Origin of the sequence: Salegentibacter sp. UBA1130 (assembly GCF_002311535.1) — a bacterium.
Classification (GTDB): Bacteria; Bacteroidota; Bacteroidia; order Flavobacteriales; family Flavobacteriaceae; genus Salegentibacter; species Salegentibacter agarivorans.
On sequence record NZ_DCAP01000006.1, the window covers coordinates 74,674 to 94,072 of the forward strand.

The 19,399-nt window shown below is 36.6% G+C and carries 15 protein-coding genes and 1 tRNA gene; 5 read left to right on the forward strand and 11 right to left on the reverse strand.

Going from position 1 to position 19,399, the window contains the following annotated elements; genetic code table 11:
• Genes B4F31_RS01720 through B4F31_RS01730 form a run of 3 tightly spaced genes read right to left on the reverse strand, consistent with a single transcriptional unit; the run spans position 1 to position 3,377 of the window.
• Positions 1 to 1,374 (reverse strand): tetratricopeptide repeat protein, encoded by a 1,374-nt coding sequence (locus tag B4F31_RS01720; protein WP_075325838.1) that lies wholly within the window; start codon positions 1,372 to 1,374, stop codon positions 1 to 3.
• A 21-nt stretch (positions 1,375 to 1,395) separates the two neighbouring features.
• Positions 1,396 to 2,649 carry a hypothetical protein gene (locus tag B4F31_RS01725; RefSeq protein ID WP_286760469.1) on the reverse strand — a complete coding sequence of 418 codons (1,254 nt, stop codon included), beginning with the start codon at positions 2,647 to 2,649 and terminating at the stop codon, positions 1,396 to 1,398.
• Positions 2,646 to 3,377 (reverse strand): type III pantothenate kinase, encoded by a 732-nt coding sequence (locus tag B4F31_RS01730; RefSeq protein WP_286760470.1) that lies wholly within the window; start codon positions 3,375 to 3,377, stop codon positions 2,646 to 2,648. Before B4F31_RS01730 ends, B4F31_RS01725 begins: the two co-directional genes overlap by 4 nt.
• Positions 3,378 to 3,484: 107 nt before the next feature.
• Between B4F31_RS01730 and B4F31_RS01735 the strand changes: the two genes are divergently transcribed.
• From B4F31_RS01735 to B4F31_RS01750, 4 genes are all read left to right on the forward strand, one after another.
• Positions 3,485 to 3,557: transfer RNA gene (locus B4F31_RS01735), tRNA-Phe, on the forward strand.
• A gap of 524 nt (positions 3,558 to 4,081) precedes the next feature.
• On the forward strand, positions 4,082 to 6,004 hold the full coding sequence (locus B4F31_RS01740; RefSeq protein ID WP_286760471.1) for a tetratricopeptide repeat-containing sensor histidine kinase: 1,923 nt from the start codon (positions 4,082 to 4,084) through the stop codon (positions 6,002 to 6,004).
• Between the two features lie 8 nt (positions 6,005 to 6,012).
• Positions 6,013 to 6,678 (forward strand): response regulator, encoded by a 666-nt coding sequence (locus tag B4F31_RS01745; RefSeq protein WP_075325834.1) that lies wholly within the window; start codon positions 6,013 to 6,015, stop codon positions 6,676 to 6,678.
• Between the two features lie 428 nt (positions 6,679 to 7,106).
• Positions 7,107 to 8,210, forward strand: coding sequence for a glycoside hydrolase family 43 protein (locus B4F31_RS01750; protein WP_075325833.1), 1,104 nt, complete (start codon positions 7,107 to 7,109; stop codon positions 8,208 to 8,210).
• Positions 8,211 to 8,367: 157 nt separating this feature from the next.
• Here B4F31_RS01750 and B4F31_RS01755 read toward each other — a convergent pair whose 3' ends face one another.
• Entirely contained in the window at positions 8,368 to 10,026 is a 1,659-nt protein-coding gene (locus B4F31_RS01755; protein ID WP_286760472.1) for a glycoside hydrolase family 43 protein, read from the reverse strand.
• A gap of 119 nt (positions 10,027 to 10,145) precedes the next feature.
• Between B4F31_RS01755 and B4F31_RS01760 the strand changes: the two genes are divergently transcribed.
• Positions 10,146 to 11,216, forward strand: a complete 1,071-nt coding sequence (locus tag B4F31_RS01760) for a LacI family DNA-binding transcriptional regulator (protein ID WP_093303386.1) — start codon at positions 10,146 to 10,148, stop codon at positions 11,214 to 11,216.
• An 11-nt stretch (positions 11,217 to 11,227) separates the two neighbouring features.
• On the opposite strand, the gene B4F31_RS01765 is transcribed toward B4F31_RS01760, so the two are convergent.
• From B4F31_RS01765 to B4F31_RS01795, 7 genes are all read right to left on the reverse strand, one after another.
• Complete coding sequence (locus B4F31_RS01765; protein WP_075325830.1) at positions 11,228 to 12,514, reverse strand: TRAP transporter large permease; 1,287 nt, start codon at positions 12,512 to 12,514, stop codon at positions 11,228 to 11,230.
• Positions 12,515 to 12,991: a TRAP transporter small permease gene (locus B4F31_RS01770; protein WP_075325829.1), complete on the reverse strand. Its 477-nt coding sequence runs from the start codon at positions 12,989 to 12,991 to the stop codon at positions 12,515 to 12,517.
• The gene (locus B4F31_RS01775; protein ID WP_075325828.1) at positions 12,984 to 13,964 is read right to left on the reverse strand and encodes a TRAP transporter substrate-binding protein; all 981 of its coding nucleotides are present in this window, start codon (positions 13,962 to 13,964) and stop codon (positions 12,984 to 12,986) included. Before B4F31_RS01775 ends, B4F31_RS01770 begins: the two co-directional genes overlap by 8 nt.
• The gene (locus tag B4F31_RS01780; protein WP_075325827.1) at positions 13,961 to 14,632 is read right to left on the reverse strand and encodes a bifunctional 4-hydroxy-2-oxoglutarate aldolase/2-dehydro-3-deoxy-phosphogluconate aldolase; all 672 of its coding nucleotides are present in this window, start codon (positions 14,630 to 14,632) and stop codon (positions 13,961 to 13,963) included. The genes B4F31_RS01775 and B4F31_RS01780 overlap by 4 nt, the downstream gene beginning before the upstream one ends.
• 100 nt (positions 14,633 to 14,732) lie before the next feature.
• Positions 14,733 to 15,731 (reverse strand): sugar kinase, encoded by a 999-nt coding sequence (locus tag B4F31_RS01785; protein WP_075325826.1) that lies wholly within the window; start codon positions 15,729 to 15,731, stop codon positions 14,733 to 14,735.
• Positions 15,732 to 15,734: 3 nt separating this feature from the next.
• Positions 15,735 to 17,150 carry a glucuronate isomerase gene (gene uxaC, locus B4F31_RS01790; RefSeq protein ID WP_075325825.1) on the reverse strand — a complete coding sequence of 472 codons (1,416 nt, stop codon included), beginning with the start codon at positions 17,148 to 17,150 and terminating at the stop codon, positions 15,735 to 15,737.
• A gap of 21 nt (positions 17,151 to 17,171) precedes the next feature.
• Positions 17,172 to 19,373, reverse strand: a complete 2,202-nt coding sequence (locus B4F31_RS01795) for a glycoside hydrolase family 3 C-terminal domain-containing protein (RefSeq protein WP_286760473.1) — start codon at positions 19,371 to 19,373, stop codon at positions 17,172 to 17,174.
• Positions 19,374 to 19,399: the final 26 nt, after the last annotated feature.

Genomic DNA, 19,399 nt, shown 5'->3' on the forward strand with positions numbered 1-19,399 from the left:
TTACATTTGTGGGATACGCACGGTCTCCCCAATCCAACATCCTATTTGTATTGCTTCACCCGCACTTCTTCCGCCTTGAAATACATCAGATTTTTGAGGTGCTCTACCTCTGTAAGCAGTAGCAGTTTGATTTGCATTAGATGCAATAGAAGGGTCTACCCTTGCAGCTCTGGCAGCATAATCTGCAGCCAACCAGTAAACAGCTCTTTTATCAAAAGTAGTTTCACCACAATTGTTAGCACTTTGAGCAATCATATTCGAAATTTGTAAATATGCATTCCCTAAAGATGGCTTAGCTTCCAGTGCTTTTCTATAGTAATTTCTAGCTTGAGAAAAGCTACCTCTTTCTTTATAGTTAGTAGCAATTCTATAGTAAATTCTAGCCTGGTCGTTAGGATCTTCTTCTAACTCTGCAGCTTCGTTATAGTACTCTAAAGCTTTAGCCCTATCGCCATCGGCTTCAGCTAACTGACCTAGAGAGTAAGCAGAGTTTGCAGAAGGCTCTAACTGGTGTAATGCTTCAGAAACCTGGAAGAATAATGGATCTTCAGTACAATCTTTAGCAGATAATCTCGCGTTAGCATTCTGCAACCATGAAACATCAGATTTCTTAGCTTCAAAATCTTTTTTGTAAAGAGGAATTAAATTATCACAATCTGCTCTAGCACCTAATTTAGCATTAATACTTCCTTTTACAAGGTTGTAGTTTTTCAGGTTAATCTCAGCATATTCAATTTGCTTCTTCTCTTTTGAAGTAAGTTCTTCACCTTCCTCCTGCTTTTTTAATAAAGGAGCCAATCTTTCTGCAGCATCATTTTCTTCTTCTTCAATCTTCTCCATTACTTTATCGTAATTATCAAAAACATCCTGAAGTTCTCTATCTCCTGCATCTTGCATTTCTACCATTAGATCAAAATAAGCATACAAACCTTTTGGGCTGGTAAAGTTCTCTCGATCTTCGGTATACACTTTATCAAAAGCGTTATATAATTCTTCTTTAGTACCTATTTTATTGTCATATCTTAACTGAGCGATATCAGAATAGATTTTTCCTTTAGAAGTTTTATTTGGAAACAATTCCAAACGTTCTTCCCAAAGGCTAATAAGCTCTTCTATATATTGTTCTTTTTCGGCACCTTCAGCGTTCTCAATTTTATAGTTAAGAGCACGTTCACCATATTGAAAAGTAGCCAAACTATATTTTGGACACTCTTCTCTTACTTTCATTAAAGGTTCGTAAGCGGCCTCATAATTCTTGGCTTTGGCATCGTCATAAGCCAGGGCAGCCATTGTTGCACAATCATTAGACTGTGCGCTTAGAACACTTGAACCTAAAACGGCTCCCGTAATTAATGCTATAAATCTCGCTTTCATTTTCTTGTTTTATTATTGTGGTTAATTAAATTTTCTTCTTTCAAACCATCTCCTGGCTTCGGTAAGGGAAAGCCCTACTGAAAGCCTGAAGTAATCTTCCTGAATTAAACCTGAATCTGTGGTACCGCGCTGTCCATACTCAAATCCAAGGTTTATATTAGAAAATCCTGGTCCTACAGGTAGTCCAACTCCAAAAGTGATGCCAAACTCATTAATGTCCTGGTTATTGATATTTAAACCTGTTTCTTCAAACCTGAATCCTGCACGGTATACAATACGATTAAAATAGTTGGTGATTGAATTATATTGTGGAATAAAATACCCACCAAACTTATACTGGGCCGCATTTGCAAAATTTGCATTTGCACCGCCAGCACCATTTACACTTAAAAATGAATTATCATCTGTACTTACATATTCCCCACCAAAGAACCATTTATTGGGCCTTCCCAATCCTAAACCAATTGTATATTTAGCGGGCAGGGTTAACTCTGAGTCTTCTACATTTAGATCGCGTTCCTCTACTACAGACTCTCCCCCGTTTGGCGAAAAAGCAATAGTGGCTAATTGTCTGGAATTTTCAGCATCTATAGTTGTAGTTGGTGAATACGTTGCCGCTGCGTGTAGTTTAAGTCCGTTTTTTAATCGCTGTTGAAAATCGGCACCAAAATTATAGCTAAAACCCAGTAAATCTGACCTGCTTACATCACGAGAACCTAATTGAACCTCATCTCTAATAAGCGTTCTACGATTTTGAAGGTTTCCGAAGTTATAATTAACATCTAGCCCAAAGCTTAAAGAAGGAATTACCTGATATCCTGCCGAAAGAAAAACTTTATTCATCCCGCCACGACCTTCCAGCCTGCTAGCCACATCTTCCCGAATATCCAGAATTTGATATCCTACCGAGGTATAAGGTAAAACGCCAAAAGCAAAACCTAAATTTCCTCCCACCGGTATACCAATTGCTAAATAATCTAAAGAAGAAACTTTTGCTTTATCTTCTGCAGCATCTGAGTTTAAGGTTAATTGCTCGTGGGAACCTCCCAGGGCGTAAGTTGTTCTTCTTAATCTACCATAGCCTGCAGGGTTTCTAAGGTTAAGGTGAATACTATCTGAAAACATACTTAAGCCACCCATAGATCTGTTTTCTACAGTTCCTTTAAAAGTGTTAAGGCCAATTCCGTAGTAAGAATAGGGTGAAGATACATTCTCCTGAGCTGTAGCAACAACTGTAAAAAAAACAGCTACGATTACTATAAATCGTTTAATCATTGAGTCTTGTTAAATTCTAAAATGTAGTTTAATCCCTCTAAAAGAAAATTCGGGTTGGCAAATATGCCATTTTTTACCCGCTTTGACAAAATTTGACTATCCCCTCCTGTTAAAATAATTGTTAAATATTTATAATCAGCCTTGTACCGATCAATTATTCCATCAAGCTCGGCTGCTACACCGTTTAATACTCCAGATAGAATACTATTTTTAGTAGAATCACCAATTAATGTAATATTTTCTTCCAATTTAACTAACGGAAGTTTGGCGGTAAAATTATGAAGGGCTTTTAGTCGCATTTGTAAACCCGGCGAAATAGCGCCACCTAAATATTCATTTTTATCGTTTTTAAAATCAAAAGTAATACAGGTACCTGCATCTATAATTAGAAGGTTTATGTTTTGATATTTTAAAGAACCGGCTGCCACAAGTGCTAAACGGTCTTTCCCTAAAGTTTGAGGAGAGGCATAATTATTTTTAAACGGAAGCCTGGTATTTTCTCCCAGAACAAAAAGTTTAGTCTCTTTTTTCAGTATTTTTTCGATCTCAAAAGTATCTTTTATCACTGAAGAAAGCATTGAAAAAGCTATTTGCGGGTAGTCTTTTTTAATTTTCTGAAAATTCTCTGAAAAATTTTCAAATGGAAACACATAAGACCTCAAAATTTTAGCATCCTGAAATACAGCACTTTTTACGGCAGAATTACCAATATCAATAATTAAATTCATAATAATTAGTTGTGCCAGCTAAATTACAAAAGCATTTTTTTAAATTTTCCTTTGCGAGATTATAAAAATGAATATATATTTGCACCCGCTTACAACAATAAGCAACTGGTGCCTTAGCTCAGTTGGTAGAGCAAAGGACTGAAAATCCTTGTGTCCCTGGTTCGATTCCTGGAGGCACCACCTTAAAAGCCCGATACACATAGTGTTTTCGGGCTTTTTTAATTTTAGTCTCGGTTGTTTCCTAAAATTCTAAAATTCCCTAAAAATAAAAAAGCCTCTTTCCGAATACACGGAAAAAAGCTTCTCATTGGTTAGCCAAATCCACACAACATAGGATATTACTGGCTAACTACACGCCCTGAATTAACAAGGCAAACAACACAACTTAATTTTAACACTAAAGTTCAATTATCCTCTTTAGTACTGGGTTTTAAAACCCAAATTTATTTTTATAAGTAAACACTTAATTCATTTACTAATGTTTATCTCTTTTAAAAATAGCCGGAGGGTTTAAAAGAGGGCTGGCAAATATACAATTTCTTCTTTCTATTAAACAAATAAAAAAATTCTCTGTTTATTTTTGTGAAAATTCCAATTTTTCTATCTGTTCAAATTCGGAATTTCCGGATTACTTATTTTATATTTTTAAAAATTAAATATTTGATTTCAGCCCTGGGCCGTAAGCTTTTCATAATTTTGAGCATATGAAGCACTATTACTGCTTATTTTTAAGTCTGGCCATTTTACTCTTAGGCTGCCAAAATAAAGAGGTGGATACCCAGGAGAATAAACATCCGGCAGATTCAGTTTCTTATTTCCTTGAAAAAGCCCAAGCCACCGATTCTATTCCGCGGAAAATATTTCTTTTGAATGAAGGGCTCCAAAAAGTTCAACAAAAATCTGATACTTTATTGCCTTTATTGCTAGACTATAAAATTTATTATCACAACCGATTAAAAGAATATGACAGCGCCCTCTTTTTTGCCGATAGCCTTGAGCGTGTTGCAAATTTTCAAAAAGACACAAACTGGATTGCCCTGTCTTTCTACCGAAAAGCGGTTGTTAATCGGTATTTGGAAAATCAGGAAGGAGTTTTTAAAAACGCGTTCGAATCCCGAAAAAGATATTTTCAAATAGGAGATAGTATTAAAGCTGCACGCAGAACTCTCGAAATAGCCGTTGCTCAAGGTCGAATGCAAGATTATACCGGCAGCCAGGAATCGGCTACAGAAGCTTTACGCTATCTTAACAAAGAAAAAGATGCCCAATATCTCAGTAGTGCTTATAATATAATTGCTATTGCGTATCGCAACCAGGGTTTTTATAAAGATGCTTTAAAAGAATATCAAAATGCACTTCACTATGCCACAAACCTGGAAGATAGTCTCACATACCAAAATAATATTGCATTGGTTTATGAGGATCAGGAAGATTATGAAAAAGCAGAGTTTATTTTTGAAAAGATTCTTTCCAAAGTTTCAGAACAGGACTATAAATCTAGAGCGCGCTACCTTGATAACTTCGCTTTTAATAAATGGTTACAGGATTCAGAAAAGGATATTTCATCAGAATTATTACTGGCGCTACGGTGGCGTAAAGAACAAAATGATAATATAGGCATCACAGCAAGCTATGAGAATTTAGCGCAGTTTTATGAGAATCGAGATAAAATAAAAGCTATAGATTATGCTAAAAAATGGTTAGAAACCGGTAAGAAAAACAATAAGCTTCAAGCACAAATAGATGCACTAAAAAGGCTTATTAACTTAAATTCCGATAAAGGTGATGAAACAAATTACGTTTCGGAATATATTCGGTTAAACGATAGTTTGAACAAATTAAATTTACAGGCAAAAAATATTTTTGCCAAAATTAAGTTCGACGAAGAAAGGAAACAGCAGCAAATATCAGGTTTAGAAGCTTCTGCAGCAGTACAAGCAGTGGAAAACCAGGAAATAAAACTAAGAAATTACATGCTGCTCTTTTTTGCCATTTTAGTAATTGGGATAGCTATTTTTATCATTTATTATAATAGGCAAAAGCACAAAAAAGAAAAAATAAGAGAAATTTATAATACTGAAACCCGAATTTCAAAGGTAATTCACGACGAACTAGGGAACGATGTTTATAATGTAATGAGCAGCATGGAGACTATAGCTCCAAATGAAACGATGGATAAACTGGAGCAAATCTACAACCGCACAAGAAATATCTCCAGGGAGAATAGCAATATCACCACCGGTGCCGGATATCTAAACCATCTAATTGCATCGCTCTCCAGCATTTGTCCTGAAAATACACGGCTAATTATAAGCGGAGAAAAGAATATTATCTGGAGTAAGATTAAAGCCGAAAAAAAACTTATAATCTACAGGGTATTACAGGAAATAATGGTGAATATGAAGAAACACAGCAACGCCAGTCTTGTTGCTTTGATTTTTAATGAAGAAGAAAAAAAGCTTAAAATAGATTATTCAGATAATGGGAAAGGGAGTGCTATGCAAGCTATCAAAACCGGAAATGGTTTGCAAAATGTGGAAAACCGTATTTTTTCCATAAATGGAAAACTTACTTTTGAAACTGAAAAAGGAAAAGGATTAAAAATTATAATCTGTATTCCGCTATAGATTTTCTTATGTTTAAAAAGATCCTTGTTGCAGAAGATATGGATAGTATTAACCAGGCTGTTTCCCTTGTTTTAAAAGATCTGGGAATTACAGAAGTTGTTCATGTTCAATATTGTGACCAGGCGTGGTTAAAGGCAAAAAGAGCTATCCAGGACAACAATCACTTTGATTTACTTATTTGCGACCTCTCTTTTAAACAGGATTATAGAGATGAAAAAATAACTTCGGGCCAGGAGCTTATTTCAATCTTAAAAAACGAAGACCCCAACCTAAAGGTTATTGTAAACTCTATTGAAGATCATCCTCAAACCGTTCGTGATTTATGGAATTCCGGTAATATTGATGCTTATGTTTGTAAAGACCGTAACGGACTTAAAGATCTGAAGGAAGCGATTAAAGCTGTAAGTAAAAACAAAAAATACAATTCTCCTTCTATTGAAAAAGCCCTAAAACAGAAAAACCTGCTTAGCCTTAACGAATTTGAGATAAGTATTGTAAAGTATCTTTCCAACGGTTACACTCAGGATGAAATTGAAAGAGAGTTGAAGAAAAAAAATATTAAACCCAGCAGTAGAAGCGCTATAGAAAAGCGTTTAAAAGAGCTACGCGAAGAATTTAAAGCAAACACCAATCCTCATCTCATTGGGATAATGAAAGACCTTAAATTGATTTAAAAGAATCTCTCTTTATAAAAAAGCATAGGATAATTTAAAATACTCCCTACTTTCCAAAAGATTCCCCCACTCCACAAGCTTATTTCAAATAAAAAACCATCCGGTGCACGTTGCTACCAGATGGCTCAAACATACACTTACTAAACTACTGGCTAATAGGTTTATTAGTAAACTTGTAGCAGTTTAAATATACATTATTATCCCAAATTTTGATAAGCAACTTTAGCAGCAATGAGGAAAAAATAAGTCTACATTAAGAATTCAGGGTACTTTAAATTAATTACGCAACCGTTTGTGTTAAAAAACCTATTCTGAAAGCTCATATTTTGCTTAAAAAACTATTTTACAGGGGATATTATCTAATTTAACTTACGAATACGATTGATTTTTTTTATATTTTTACCCGAAACATTAAAACCAATTTTAATATGAAATTAAAACAAAGCCTTCCAATTTTATTACCGGCGCTTATCGCCTTTGGTTGTAAGGATAACAACAAACAGGAGGAGAAAGATGAGACATCTGAAGATTCTATAGCACAACAAGATACTATTAAATATCACTCAGAGCCTTTAATTACCGATCATTTTACTGCAGACCCTTCCGCTCACGTATTTGAAGATAAAATATTTATTTACCCTTCACATGATTGGGATTCCGGAGAACCTGAAATGGACGACGGAAACCATTTTAACATGAAAGATTATCACGTGTATTCTATGGAAGACCCTGATGGCGAAGTAACCGATCATGGTGAAGTTCTTCACGTAGAAGACGTAGCCTGGGCAAAACGTCAAATGTGGGCACCTGATGCGGCCGAAAAAGATGGTAAATACTACCTTTTCTTCCCTGCAAAAGATAAAGACGATATTTTTAGAATTGGAGTAGCCACATCTGATAAGCCAGAGGGTCCTTTTACCCCGGAAGAAAAACCAATTGAAGGCAGCTATAGTATAGATCCCGCGGTTTACAAAGATACCGATGGTGAATATTATATGTATTTTGGGGGAATTTGGGGTGGCCAGTTACAACGTTGGCAAACGGGAGAATTTGTTGAAGAAGACGAATATCCTGCTGATGATGAACCAGCACTTAGCCCTAAAATCGCAAAAATGAGCGATGATCTATTGAGTTTTGCTGAAGAACCAAAAGATGTTGAAATATTAGATGAAAACGGAGAGCCTATTACCACAGGTGACAACGACCGTAGATTCTTTGAAGCAGCCTGGGTTCACCAATATAATGGTAAATATTATTTCTCTTACTCTACCGGAGACACCCACAATATTGCGTACGCCATTGGCGATAGCCCTTATGGCCCTTTCACTTATCAGGGAGTAATTTTAGAACCAGTTGTAGGTTGGACAAATCACCATTCTATAGTTGAATACGAAGGAAAATGGTATTTATTCTACCACGATAGTTCACTTTCAGACGGGAAAACCTACTTAAGAAGTATGAAAATGATGGAAATTGAACACGATGAAAATGGTAAAATAAAAACAATGCAGTCTTATACTGAATTAGACTAAAGAAAGCTGTTATTATTGAAAAGCTGCTGATATTCAAACTATCAGCAGCTTTTTTTTTATTCCATATTTTAACGAAGAATATCTTTCTGAAATAATCTAAACTAAAAAACCGATGCCTGGATGCACCGGTTTTAATATATCCTTAAAACTATAACTATTAGTCCCTATACACTTCATCATTTCCAGAATAATGAAACCAATTAAATAAGGCTTCATTATCACCTGGTTTTCCATTAGAAGTGGTGTACAGCCCTAAGTTAACACCTACAAATCCGCCGGCTACCTGGGTACTAAGAAATTTCCCATCCTGTGTTTCTCCCAATTGCTGCCATTCACCTTCGGTTTTGTAGTAGAAAGTATATTCATCTTCTTCAAACTTCAGTTTAAATTCAACTTCAGATATTGTATTGTCTAAAGAAATGCTTTCTATTAATTCATTCGACTTATATAATTGCACAACAGGTTGTTCATTCTTTTTAGAAAGCGCTGCGTAATAATAATGGGTTTCCTTTTGAAAAGCGAGCAAACCGGCTTTCTCATTTTCAGCCTTTGCGTCAAATTCAACTGAAATAGAAACTTCACCAATTATATGTTGCTGCCTATGACCAAGGAAACTAGGATTAGCCTCGCCTTCTACAGTTTCAGGACGGGTTTTAAGGATAATTCCTTCCGCTCCATTTTTTAGATCATACCAGTTAGTTTTTGGGTTTCTAAGCATCATCCAGTTTAGCGGCAACTCCTTTTTATCAAATGTTTCTTTAAAAGAAAAGTTACCGTTTAACGGAATTAAATTCTTTTTAAGTTCAACTCCCTCTGGCAGTGGATAAGAATATTTAATCTCTTCGCCCCCTAAATCGAAAATAGGCCAGTCGTTTTCCCATTTTACCGGAGTTAAGAAAGTTTCCCTTCCCGTATTATATAAATCGCCTTCATATGGTCTCACAGCAAGGAAAACTCCGTACCAATCACCATTTGGATGTTGTACAATATCGGCATGGCCCGCAGAAGTAATAGGATTTTCTCTATTTGGATCAAGATGACGCTGGGTTAGAATCGGATTTTCTTCAAAAGGAATAAACTCATCATTAATATTTGTGTTTCGGTAAATCATTTCAGAATGGTTCACCGCGGTTCCACCTTCAGCTGTCATTAAATAATAATAGCCGTTTAGTTTATAAATCCTGGGACCTTCAGCCCAAACGGGTTCAGTAGAAATATCTACCCCGCCATCTACTAAAATTCGGTTCTCACCAATAGTTTTTAGATTTTCTTTATCAAACTCAATCATTCTAATGGTACGGTGTCCTTCGTATTTAGCCTGGTTATTTGGCGGTTCACTGTTATAAACCAGGTAAGATTTACCGTTATCGTCAAAGAATAATCCGGGATCTATTCCACTAACTTCCGGAAGCCAAACCGGATCGGACCACGGGCCGGCAGGATCTTCTGCAGTCATTACAAAATTACCTTTCCCGTCAACAATGGTACAGGTTAAATAGTAAGTACCATTATCGTAACTAATATCGGGTGCAAAAACTGCCCTGGAAGTCCCAAAGCCATGTAGATCTACCTGCTCTGGCCTTTGAATCACATTTCCCACTTGCTTCCAATTAACTAAATCTGTACTATGAAAAACAGGGATGCCGGGGTAAAAGGCAAAGGTAGAATGTACCATATAAAAGTTTCCCTCTCCATCATCGGTAATTGCGGGGTCAGGATACCACCCGGCCAGGATGGGATTTAAAAAATTTTCCTGTGCGGCACCCCTGCCGAATACGATGAATAATAACAATAAACTAAATAATAATTTCCTCATAATAAACGCAATCGATTGTTAGCTCAAATATATGTTTATTTTTAAATTAATAGAATTAAGTAAGACTAAAAAATAGGAATTCAACCGGAAATCTATAGTTTTTATGCAACCATAAAAAAATGTTTCGTAATATTGTTGCACAACCTAATTTTAGTGTCTATTTGATGAAAAAGAAAGAAGTTACAATTTATGATTTAGCAAAAGAGCTAAACTATTCTCCTTCCACTATTTCAAGAGCTTTGAACAACCATAAAAGTATTGGAAAGAAAACCATAAAAAAGATTCAAAAAACTGCAGAAGAATTTAATTACCGCCCTAATGCCTTAGCTGCCAGTTTAAGAAATAACACTTCCAGAACCATCGGGATAACAATTCCTAAGATAAATCATCCATTTCAGGCTTCTTTGATTACAGGAATTGAAAAAACCGCCAGAAAAGCAGGCTATAATGTAATTATCACACAATCTGATGATAAATACAAAAATGAAGTTGATAATGTAAAAGCTTTATACGACGCTAGAGTTGGAGGCTTAATTGTTTCTTTAGGAATGGAAACTAGAGACACCAGCCATTTTGACCAATATGTGAAACAAAATATACCTATAGTATTTGTAGACCGGGTACCTGAAAATTTCAATTCTTACCGTGTTATTATTGATAATCACGCTGCTGGATACAGGGCTACAAAACACTTAATAGAACAGGGATGTAAAAGAATTGCACATTTCGCTGGAGCTCAACACGTTAATGTTTATAATTTAAGAAAGAAAGGATACGTGGATGCTCTTATAGACTCTGGACTTCAGGTTGACGAAGAACTCATAATGGATATGAAAACCCTTAGTTTTGAAGAAGGAAAGAAGGCAACCGAAAAGTTATTAAAACTTGATAATCCTCCAGATGGTATTTTTTCTGCTATCGATACTGCTGCAGTAAGTGCAATTTTATATGCTAAAGAAAAAGGAGTTAAAATTCCTGAGGAACTCGCTATAATTGGCTTTAACGATGATCCTATTTCCAGAATCGTAGAACCTACGCTATCTACCGTTTCGCATCCCGCCCAAAAAATGGGAGAAATATCAACAAAAAGAATTTTAGAACACTCCACGCGCAAACTTGACGCTGCTGTTTCAGAAATTACAATGTTAGATACCGAAATTATTATAAGAAATTCCAGTAAAAGAAAGTAAAAAGATTTTAATTAGAATCCGAATAATTCAGGAAGCCAAAGGCTCAAAAACGGGAAAATTATCACCAATATTAAGGAAATCAACATTCCCACAAAAAGTGGTAGCAAAGGTTTTACCACTTTTTGAATAGTAGTATTTGCAACTCCTACCCCTATAAATAAAACGGAACCTACTGGCGGCGTACAAAGGCCTATACATAAATTTAGGATCATTATTACTCCAAAATGTACCGGATCTATTCCCATAGCTACTGCAACCGGAAGAAATATTGGGGTGAAAATTAATACCGCCGGAGTCATATCCATAAAAATTCCCACAAATAATAATATCAGGTTTATTAAAATAATCACTACAAAAGGATTATCACTAAAACCTAATAAAGCTGAAGTTACTTCCTGCGGAATGTTTTCGTAAGACATTACCCAGGACATTGCAATAGACATCGCAATAAGCAGCATTACCAAAGAAATGGTCCCTACTGATTCTACCAGTACGGTTTTAAGTTTAGAGAAATTCAATTCTTTGTATAGAAAAGCCAGAATGAGGCAATAGACAACAGCTACAGAGGAAGCTTCAGTAGCAGTAAAAATTCCGCCAACAATTCCTCCAATAATAATTATTAATAAAAGCAGACTTGGAAGGGCATCAAAAAAAGACCGCAGAATATGTTTAAACGAACTTCTTTTTCCTGTAGGGAAACCTTTCTTTTTTGCCCAAACTAAAGCAATGGCCATTAAAATTAAACCAGTAAGAATTCCGGGAAGATAACCGGCTAAAAATAATGCCCCTATACTCACCCCACCACTGGCAAGAGAATAAATTATAAAAATATTACTCGGTGGAATTAAAAGTCCCGTGGTGGCCGAAGTTACATTTACAGCAACACCATATTCTTTGGTATAACCTTCTTTTTCCATCCTTTCAGACATAAAACTACCTATAGCGGCAGCGGCAGCACCGGCAGAACCTGCAATTGCACCAAACATCATTGCAGCTACAATGTTTACGTGCGCCAAACCACCGGGTAAAGCTCCCACCAGGGATTTTGCAAATTCAATTAATCTTTTGGCTATTCCACCACTATTCATAATGTGGCCGGCAAGTATAAAAAAAGGAATAGCAAGTAAGGAAAAACTATCTAAACCAGTAGCCACTCTTTGAGAAATAGTAGTAAAAGCAGGAATAGTATCTACACTAAATAACAATGTTAGTACCGAAGCTATCCCAATGCTCCAGGCAATGGGAACGCGAATTCCCACCAAAACTATAAAGCTAAATATTAAAACAAATATTTCCATTTACCGATTTGCTTTTAATTCCTGCAAGGTTTGCCGCATTTGCATCCATTTAAAATAAATTATCATCAGGCCTGAAATAGGTAAAACCAGGTATACAAATCCCATAGGTAAACCTAAAGCTGCAGAAGTTTGTTCGAGCTTAAAGGAAACATACACATACCTACCACCGCCAATTATAAAAACTGCAGCGGTAAAAAGCATAATTATTAATTGCACCAGGAGATCGAGTTTTAATTTTGTCCTGATACTAAACGATTTTGGAAGTAAATCTATAGTGATATGCGTATTTCTACCCGAAATATAAACAGCCCCAAAAAGGCTAACCCAAATTAGCATAAAACGCGCCAGCTCATCTGTCCACGAGCTTTGATCTGCCAGGAGGTAACGACTACAAACACCCCATAACACGCTAAACAACATTACCGTTACCAGGCAAACAACCAACCATTCTAAAAACCAATTAAGCTTTCTACTCATTTCCTAAGTTTTTAATTTCTTGAATGGTTTTATATAATTCAGGTTCTGTTTTCTCTAAATCTTTAATTATATGGCTACTTTTTTCTTTGAATAATTCTTTATCAGGGTAAGTGACTTTCACCCCTTCTTTCTTAATTGCCGTCAATGCCTCTATTTCGGCAATCTCCCATAATTCCCTTTGCTTTACTGAAGCTTCCTGAGCAGCTTCCTGGATCCATCTCTTTTCTTCGGAAGAAAGCTTGTTATAAATCTGCGTACTTATCACCAAAATATCGGGTACAGCCGAATGCTCATCTAATGAAAAATTTTTACAAATTTCGTAATGTCTTGACGTGTAAAAGCTGGGCAAATTATTTTCTGCTCCTTCTACTACTCCTTGCTGTAGTGAAGTATAAAGTTCTCCCCAGGAAACCGGTGTTGGGGAACCTCCAAGGGTTTTCACAAGATTAATTGCCGTAGGACTTTGCATTACCCTAATTTTCAAACCTTTTAAATCTTCCGGAGTTTCAATAGGAGTGTCTTTTGTATAAAATGAACGGCTGCCCGCATCAAAATAGGTTAAGCCCCTTAACCAATATTTCTCGCCGTCTAAAAGAAGTTCATTTCCAAGCTCGCTATCATAAAGCTTATAACGATGCTCGCGGTCTTTAAAAATATAAGGATAACCAAAAACGCGAAGTTTAGGGGAAAAATTTTCCATCACGGCAGATGACACTTTGGTCATAGCCAAACCGCCCAGTTGCAAAAGTTCCAAACTCTGCCTTTCTGAACCTAACTGCCCGCCGGGGTAAACCTCTATTATTAATTCTCCATTAGATTTTTCTTTAACACGCTGAGCAAAAAATGCTAAAGCCTGGTGAACAGGATGATCAAGACTCAACCCGTGGGAAAGTTTTAAAGATTTTACTTCATCTTTCTGGCTACAGGAAGCAAAAAGAATTAAGACAATAAAAAGTTTGAAAACTGATCTCATTTAGATCTTATTTCAGTAATTATTTTTAGCACTTTGGCCACATTGTTTTTTATAGATTCAAAATCAGAATTTTCAACCATATTCTTTGGAATAAGTGCTGACCCCATTCCAACGCAAGTAACTCCAGCGTTAAACCATGCTGTTATATTTTCTTCTTCAAGATTAACTCCGCCACTTGGCATAATTGAAGTCCAGGGTTGCGGGCCTTTTATAGCCTTTACAAAACCGGGTCCTAAAACAGCCGCCGGAAACAATTTTACTACTTCGCAGCCTAATTCTTCAGCCTGGCTTATTTCGGTTAGACTACCGCAACCGGGTAGGTATAACACTTTTCTACGGTTACAAACTTTAGCAACATCTTCTCTAATTACCGGGCTCACTACGAATTCTGCACCTAAATTCATATAAAGACTGGCTGTACTGGCGTCTACTACAGAACCTACGCCAAGAATCATTTCGGGACATTCTTTTCTTGAAAATTTCACGAGATTTGCAAAGACTTCGTGAGCAAATTCTCCCCTGTGTGTAAATTCAAAAAAACGTGCTCCTCCTTGATATACTGCTTTAAGCACTTGCTTAACTAATTCCTGGTCCTGGTGATAGAATAAAGGTACTAGCCCCAATTCTTTCATTTTTATCGCAATTTCTGGTCTGGATATTTTTTTCATATTTTTAAAATTTATGCCCAAAGGGTAAAATTGTCACTTGTTTATAAGAATTCAATATGTGCTACATTATTACCTCCAGCATCATGCCGGTTTCATAATTTCATCTTATAATTCGTCCTGAACCATCACCCTCAATTAATTCTAATACTTCTTCTTTACTTACCCTATTAAAATCTCCCACTATAGAATGTTTTAAACAGGAAGCCGCCGTGGCAAAATCAAGTGTTTTTTGATCTTCAAAATGCTGAAGCCCATAAATAAGTGCTCCCATAAAACTATCTCCTGCCCCCACACGATCTACTATTGGATAAATATCATATTCTGTAGATGATAATAGTTCTGCTCCTGTAAACATATCTGCCGACCATTTGTGATGAGAGGCGTTTAATTCTTTACGATTTGTAATGGCGATTCTTTGTAAGGAAGGAAATTTTTGTTGTAAGGCTTTAGAAAGTTCGTGATTATTCTGAAAATCTTTTATATTGAAAAACTGACTACAGGCATAAGCTCCCGCAAGCAAAACATCGCTTTGTTCCACTAGTTTGGTCATGGTTCCTTCAGAATTTGCACCTTCGTATTGCCAAAGATTTCCGCGGAAATTAAGATCTCCGGAAATTTTAATCCCCTTACTTTTGGCCACCTCAACTGCATGCAAACAAACTTTTGCAGCTTTTGCCGAAATTGCCGGAGTAATGCCTGACCAGTGAAACCAGTTACAATCTTCAAAAATCTCATCCCAATCAAACCATTCGGGTTCTATTTGTGAAAAAGCTGAATTTTCCCGGTCATAAATTATTTTCCCAGGACGATTGATAGCCCCGGTTTCCAAAAAATATAATCCTAATCGCTTTCCGTCAAATTTTATGTGATTTAAACCCACATTATTATTTCGTAAATCATTTATGGCTGATTTCCCTAAATCGTTTTCGGGTAAGACACTTAAAAATTCGGTTTTTAAACCAAAGTTTGCTGCAGTTATAAGCACATTTGCCTCACTCCCGCCGTAAACAACTTTAAAATTATTTACCTGCGAAAACCTTAGCGCATCTTCGCAAGACAGGCGCATCAATAATTCCCCTAGGCTCACCAGCTTTTTCATAAATTACTTTTTGTTCATTTCAGGAAATTCAAAATACGATTCTGCATTGTAATAACATATATCCTGAATTATTTTACCTATCCATTCTATATCTTCAGGAAGTTCTTTGTTTTCAATATCCTTTCCGAATAAATTACATAAAACGCGTCTAAAATATTCGTGCCTTGGTACAGATAAGAAACTTCTACTATCAGTTAACATTCCGACAAAACAGCTAATTAAACCCATATTTGATAATGAATTCAACTGTTTTTCCATTCCATCTTTTTGATCTAAAAACCACCAGGCAGAGCCATGCTGAATTTTTCCCTTCCGGGAATCACTCATAAAATTCCCGGCCATCGTAGCCATCACTTCATTATCTGAAGGATTCACGTTATAAAGAATGGTTTTAGGCAAATCTTCATTTCTATTTAGTGTATCTAAAAATTTTGCCAGCGGCTTAGCCTGGTTTAAATCTCCAATACTATCTACTCCTGCATCTTTACCAATCTGGTTGAGTAATTTGGAATTGGTATCTCGCACCGGGCCCAGGTGTAATTGCATGGTCCAGTTCTTTGCAGCATACAAACTACCTAATTTTAATAATAAAGCGGATTGATATTTATCAGACTCTTTCACAGTAAGGTTTTCTCCTGCTAATTTTTTCTTGAGTAAATTATCTATTTCATCCTTAGAAAAATCTTCAGCCAGCATTCTTTCCAAGCCGTGGTCTGAAAGCCTGCACCCGTGTTGATGAAAATATTCTATTCTACTTGCTACTGCTTTAATAAGGGAATCAAAATCTTTAATATCTATTTTAGTTTGATTTCCTATTCTTTTTAAATACGCTGCAAAATCATCATTTTCAATATTCAATAAACCATCTGGCCTAAAAGTGGGAAGCACTTTTACTTCAAAACCATCTTCCGCGATCTTTTTATGATGCTTTAAATCATCAGCAGGATCATCTGTGGTGCAAACCACTTTTACATTCATTTTCTTTAGCAAATTCCTGGTAGAATAAGCCTGGGTAGCAAGCAAAGAATTACATTGATTGTAGATCTTTTTGGCATTTTTCTCAGTCAATAAATCGGTAATACCAAAATAGCGTTGCAATTCTAAATGCGTCCAATGATAAAGCGGATTTCGCATGGTATAAGGAATGGTTTCTGCCCATTTCTGAAATTTCTCCTCATCGCTGCTATTTCCCGTAATATATTTTTCTTCAATACCAAGCGCCCGCATAGCACGCCATTTATAATGATCTCCGGCAATCCAGATTTCAGTAAGGTTTTTAAATTGCCTGTCTTCAGCTATGTCTTCAACTGGCAAATGGCAGTGATAATCTATAATAGGCATATCTTTAGCATAGCGCTCGTAAAGCTCTTTAGCAAAGCTATTTTCCAGAAGAAAATCTTCTTCAATAAAATTCGTCATTTAATTCACTCTTTTCGGTTGTTATCTTAGGGTAAAAACGGCTTCTTTAAACTGGGCTGCACCTAATTCCAGGCTCCTGGCAGAAGGGCTGGAACTTCCTATATAAATTTTAAATTCTCCTTTTTCGATTACACTTTCCCCATCATGGTTTACAAGTTCCATCATCTCTGGGGTAATTTCAAATTTTATTTCTTTGGAACTTCCTGCTTTTAAATTTACTCTTTTAATTCCGTAAAGTTGATATTTAGGCGCATCTACAGAAGTTTCTAAATCTGAAACATACAGTTGTACCACTTCTTCAGCTTCACTATCTCCCACATTAGATACTTCTAAACTAGCTTCCAGGTTTTGCCCTTTTCGAATTTTTTCTTTAGATAATTTTATATCAGAAAATTCAAAATCTGAATAGCTCAACCCATAACCAAAAGGATACATTGGTTCTGCATCCATATATTTATAGGTTCTTCCTTTCATCGTGTAATCTTCGTAAGGTGGCAAATCGTCCAGGGATTTTGGAAAAGTAATTGGCAATCTGCCTGATGGAGAAACCTCTCCAAAAATAATATCTGCAACCGCATTACCACCTTCCTGGCCGGGATACCAAACCATTAATACCGCGTCTGCTAGTTCGTGTACTTCTTCCAGGTTCATTGGGCTTCCCCCCGTAATTACAGCAATTACCGGGTTATCGCCGGCAGCTTCATTCAATTTTCGTAAATAATCCAGCTGATTTTCAGGAAGATTATAATCCAACCTATCTCCAAAAGTTTCTGAAGCTATAGACTCCCCTTCTTCACCTTCTAATACGCCGGAAATCCCTAACACGGCAATAGTAGCATCGCTATTTCCAGCATTCGGCGAAGCCCAATCCTGCGGGTTAGCATTTGGACGATCTAACAAAGTCCCCTGCCGGTATTGCAACTGACTTTGAGGTTCTATAGCCCCGGCAATTCCTTCAATAATAGTTACTAAATTAGGATTAACACCATGATAATTACCTAATAAAATCTCAATACTTGTAGCATTTGGCCCGGTAATAAAGTATTTCGTCAGGTCATTTTTCAAAGGAAGTACATCATCATTTTTAAGCATCACGATAGACTTTTGGGCAGTCTCCCTGGCCAATGCCCTGTGCTCCCTTGTATTAATATCTTTTGCAGAAAGTTTAGAATAAGGATTATTTGTAGGGGAATCAAAAAGACCAAGTTTAAACTTGGTTTTCATCAAAATGGCAAGTTGCTTGTCTATTTCTTTTTCGGTCACCAAGCCTTGATTTACCGCTTCTACCAAAGAAGGATAAACGCTACCACAGTTAAGGTTAACGCCGCTTTTTATGCCGAGAGCCGCAGCTTCTTCAGGAGTTCCCACAACATTGTGACCTCCATAAAAATCTTCCAATGCCCAGCAATCGCTTACCACATGGCCTTTAAAACCCCACTTATCCCGTAGCACATCGGTAAGTAAATATTCATTTGCACAACAAGGTTCCCCGTTAGTAGCATTATAAGCGCACATAATAGTCTCTACCTCAGCATTTACAAGAGCTTCAAAAGCTGGCAGGTAAGTTTCCCATAAATCTTTTTGTGAGGCTATTGCATTAAATTCGTGCCTTAATTTCTCTGGACCGCTATGCACCGCATAATGTTTTGCTGCAGCTGCCGTCTTAAGGTATTTATCATCATCTCCCTGCAGGCCTTTTACGAATGCCACCCCCAATTTTGCAGTAAGAAAAGGATCTTCCCCGTAAGTTTCCTGTCCTCTTCCCCACCGCGGATCACGAAAAATATTAATATTCGGAGTCCAAAATGTTAGTCCGCTGTATTGTCTTCTATATCCATTTTCAACGGCGGTATTATGATTTCCCCGGGCCTCATCTGAAATTGCCGAAGAAACTTTAAAAATTAAATCTTCATCAAAAGTAGCACCCATCCCAATAGCCTGAGGAAAAACCGTGGCGACACCAGAACGACCAATTCCGTGCAATGCTTCATTCCACCAATTATATTCAGGGATACTTAATCTCTCTATTGCCGGGCTATCGTGCATCATTTGCATCGCCTTTTCTTCTAAAGTCAATCGATTGATTAAATCAACAACTCTTTCATCTACACTTAATGACTCGTTCCTAAAACCATAATCCATGCCTTTCTCCTGGGCATTAATTGACCCCAGATTTCCGAAAACAAAAACCAACAGAAAGGCTCCCAATACTTTATAATTCATAATTTTATGAGTTTAAAGTTTATAAA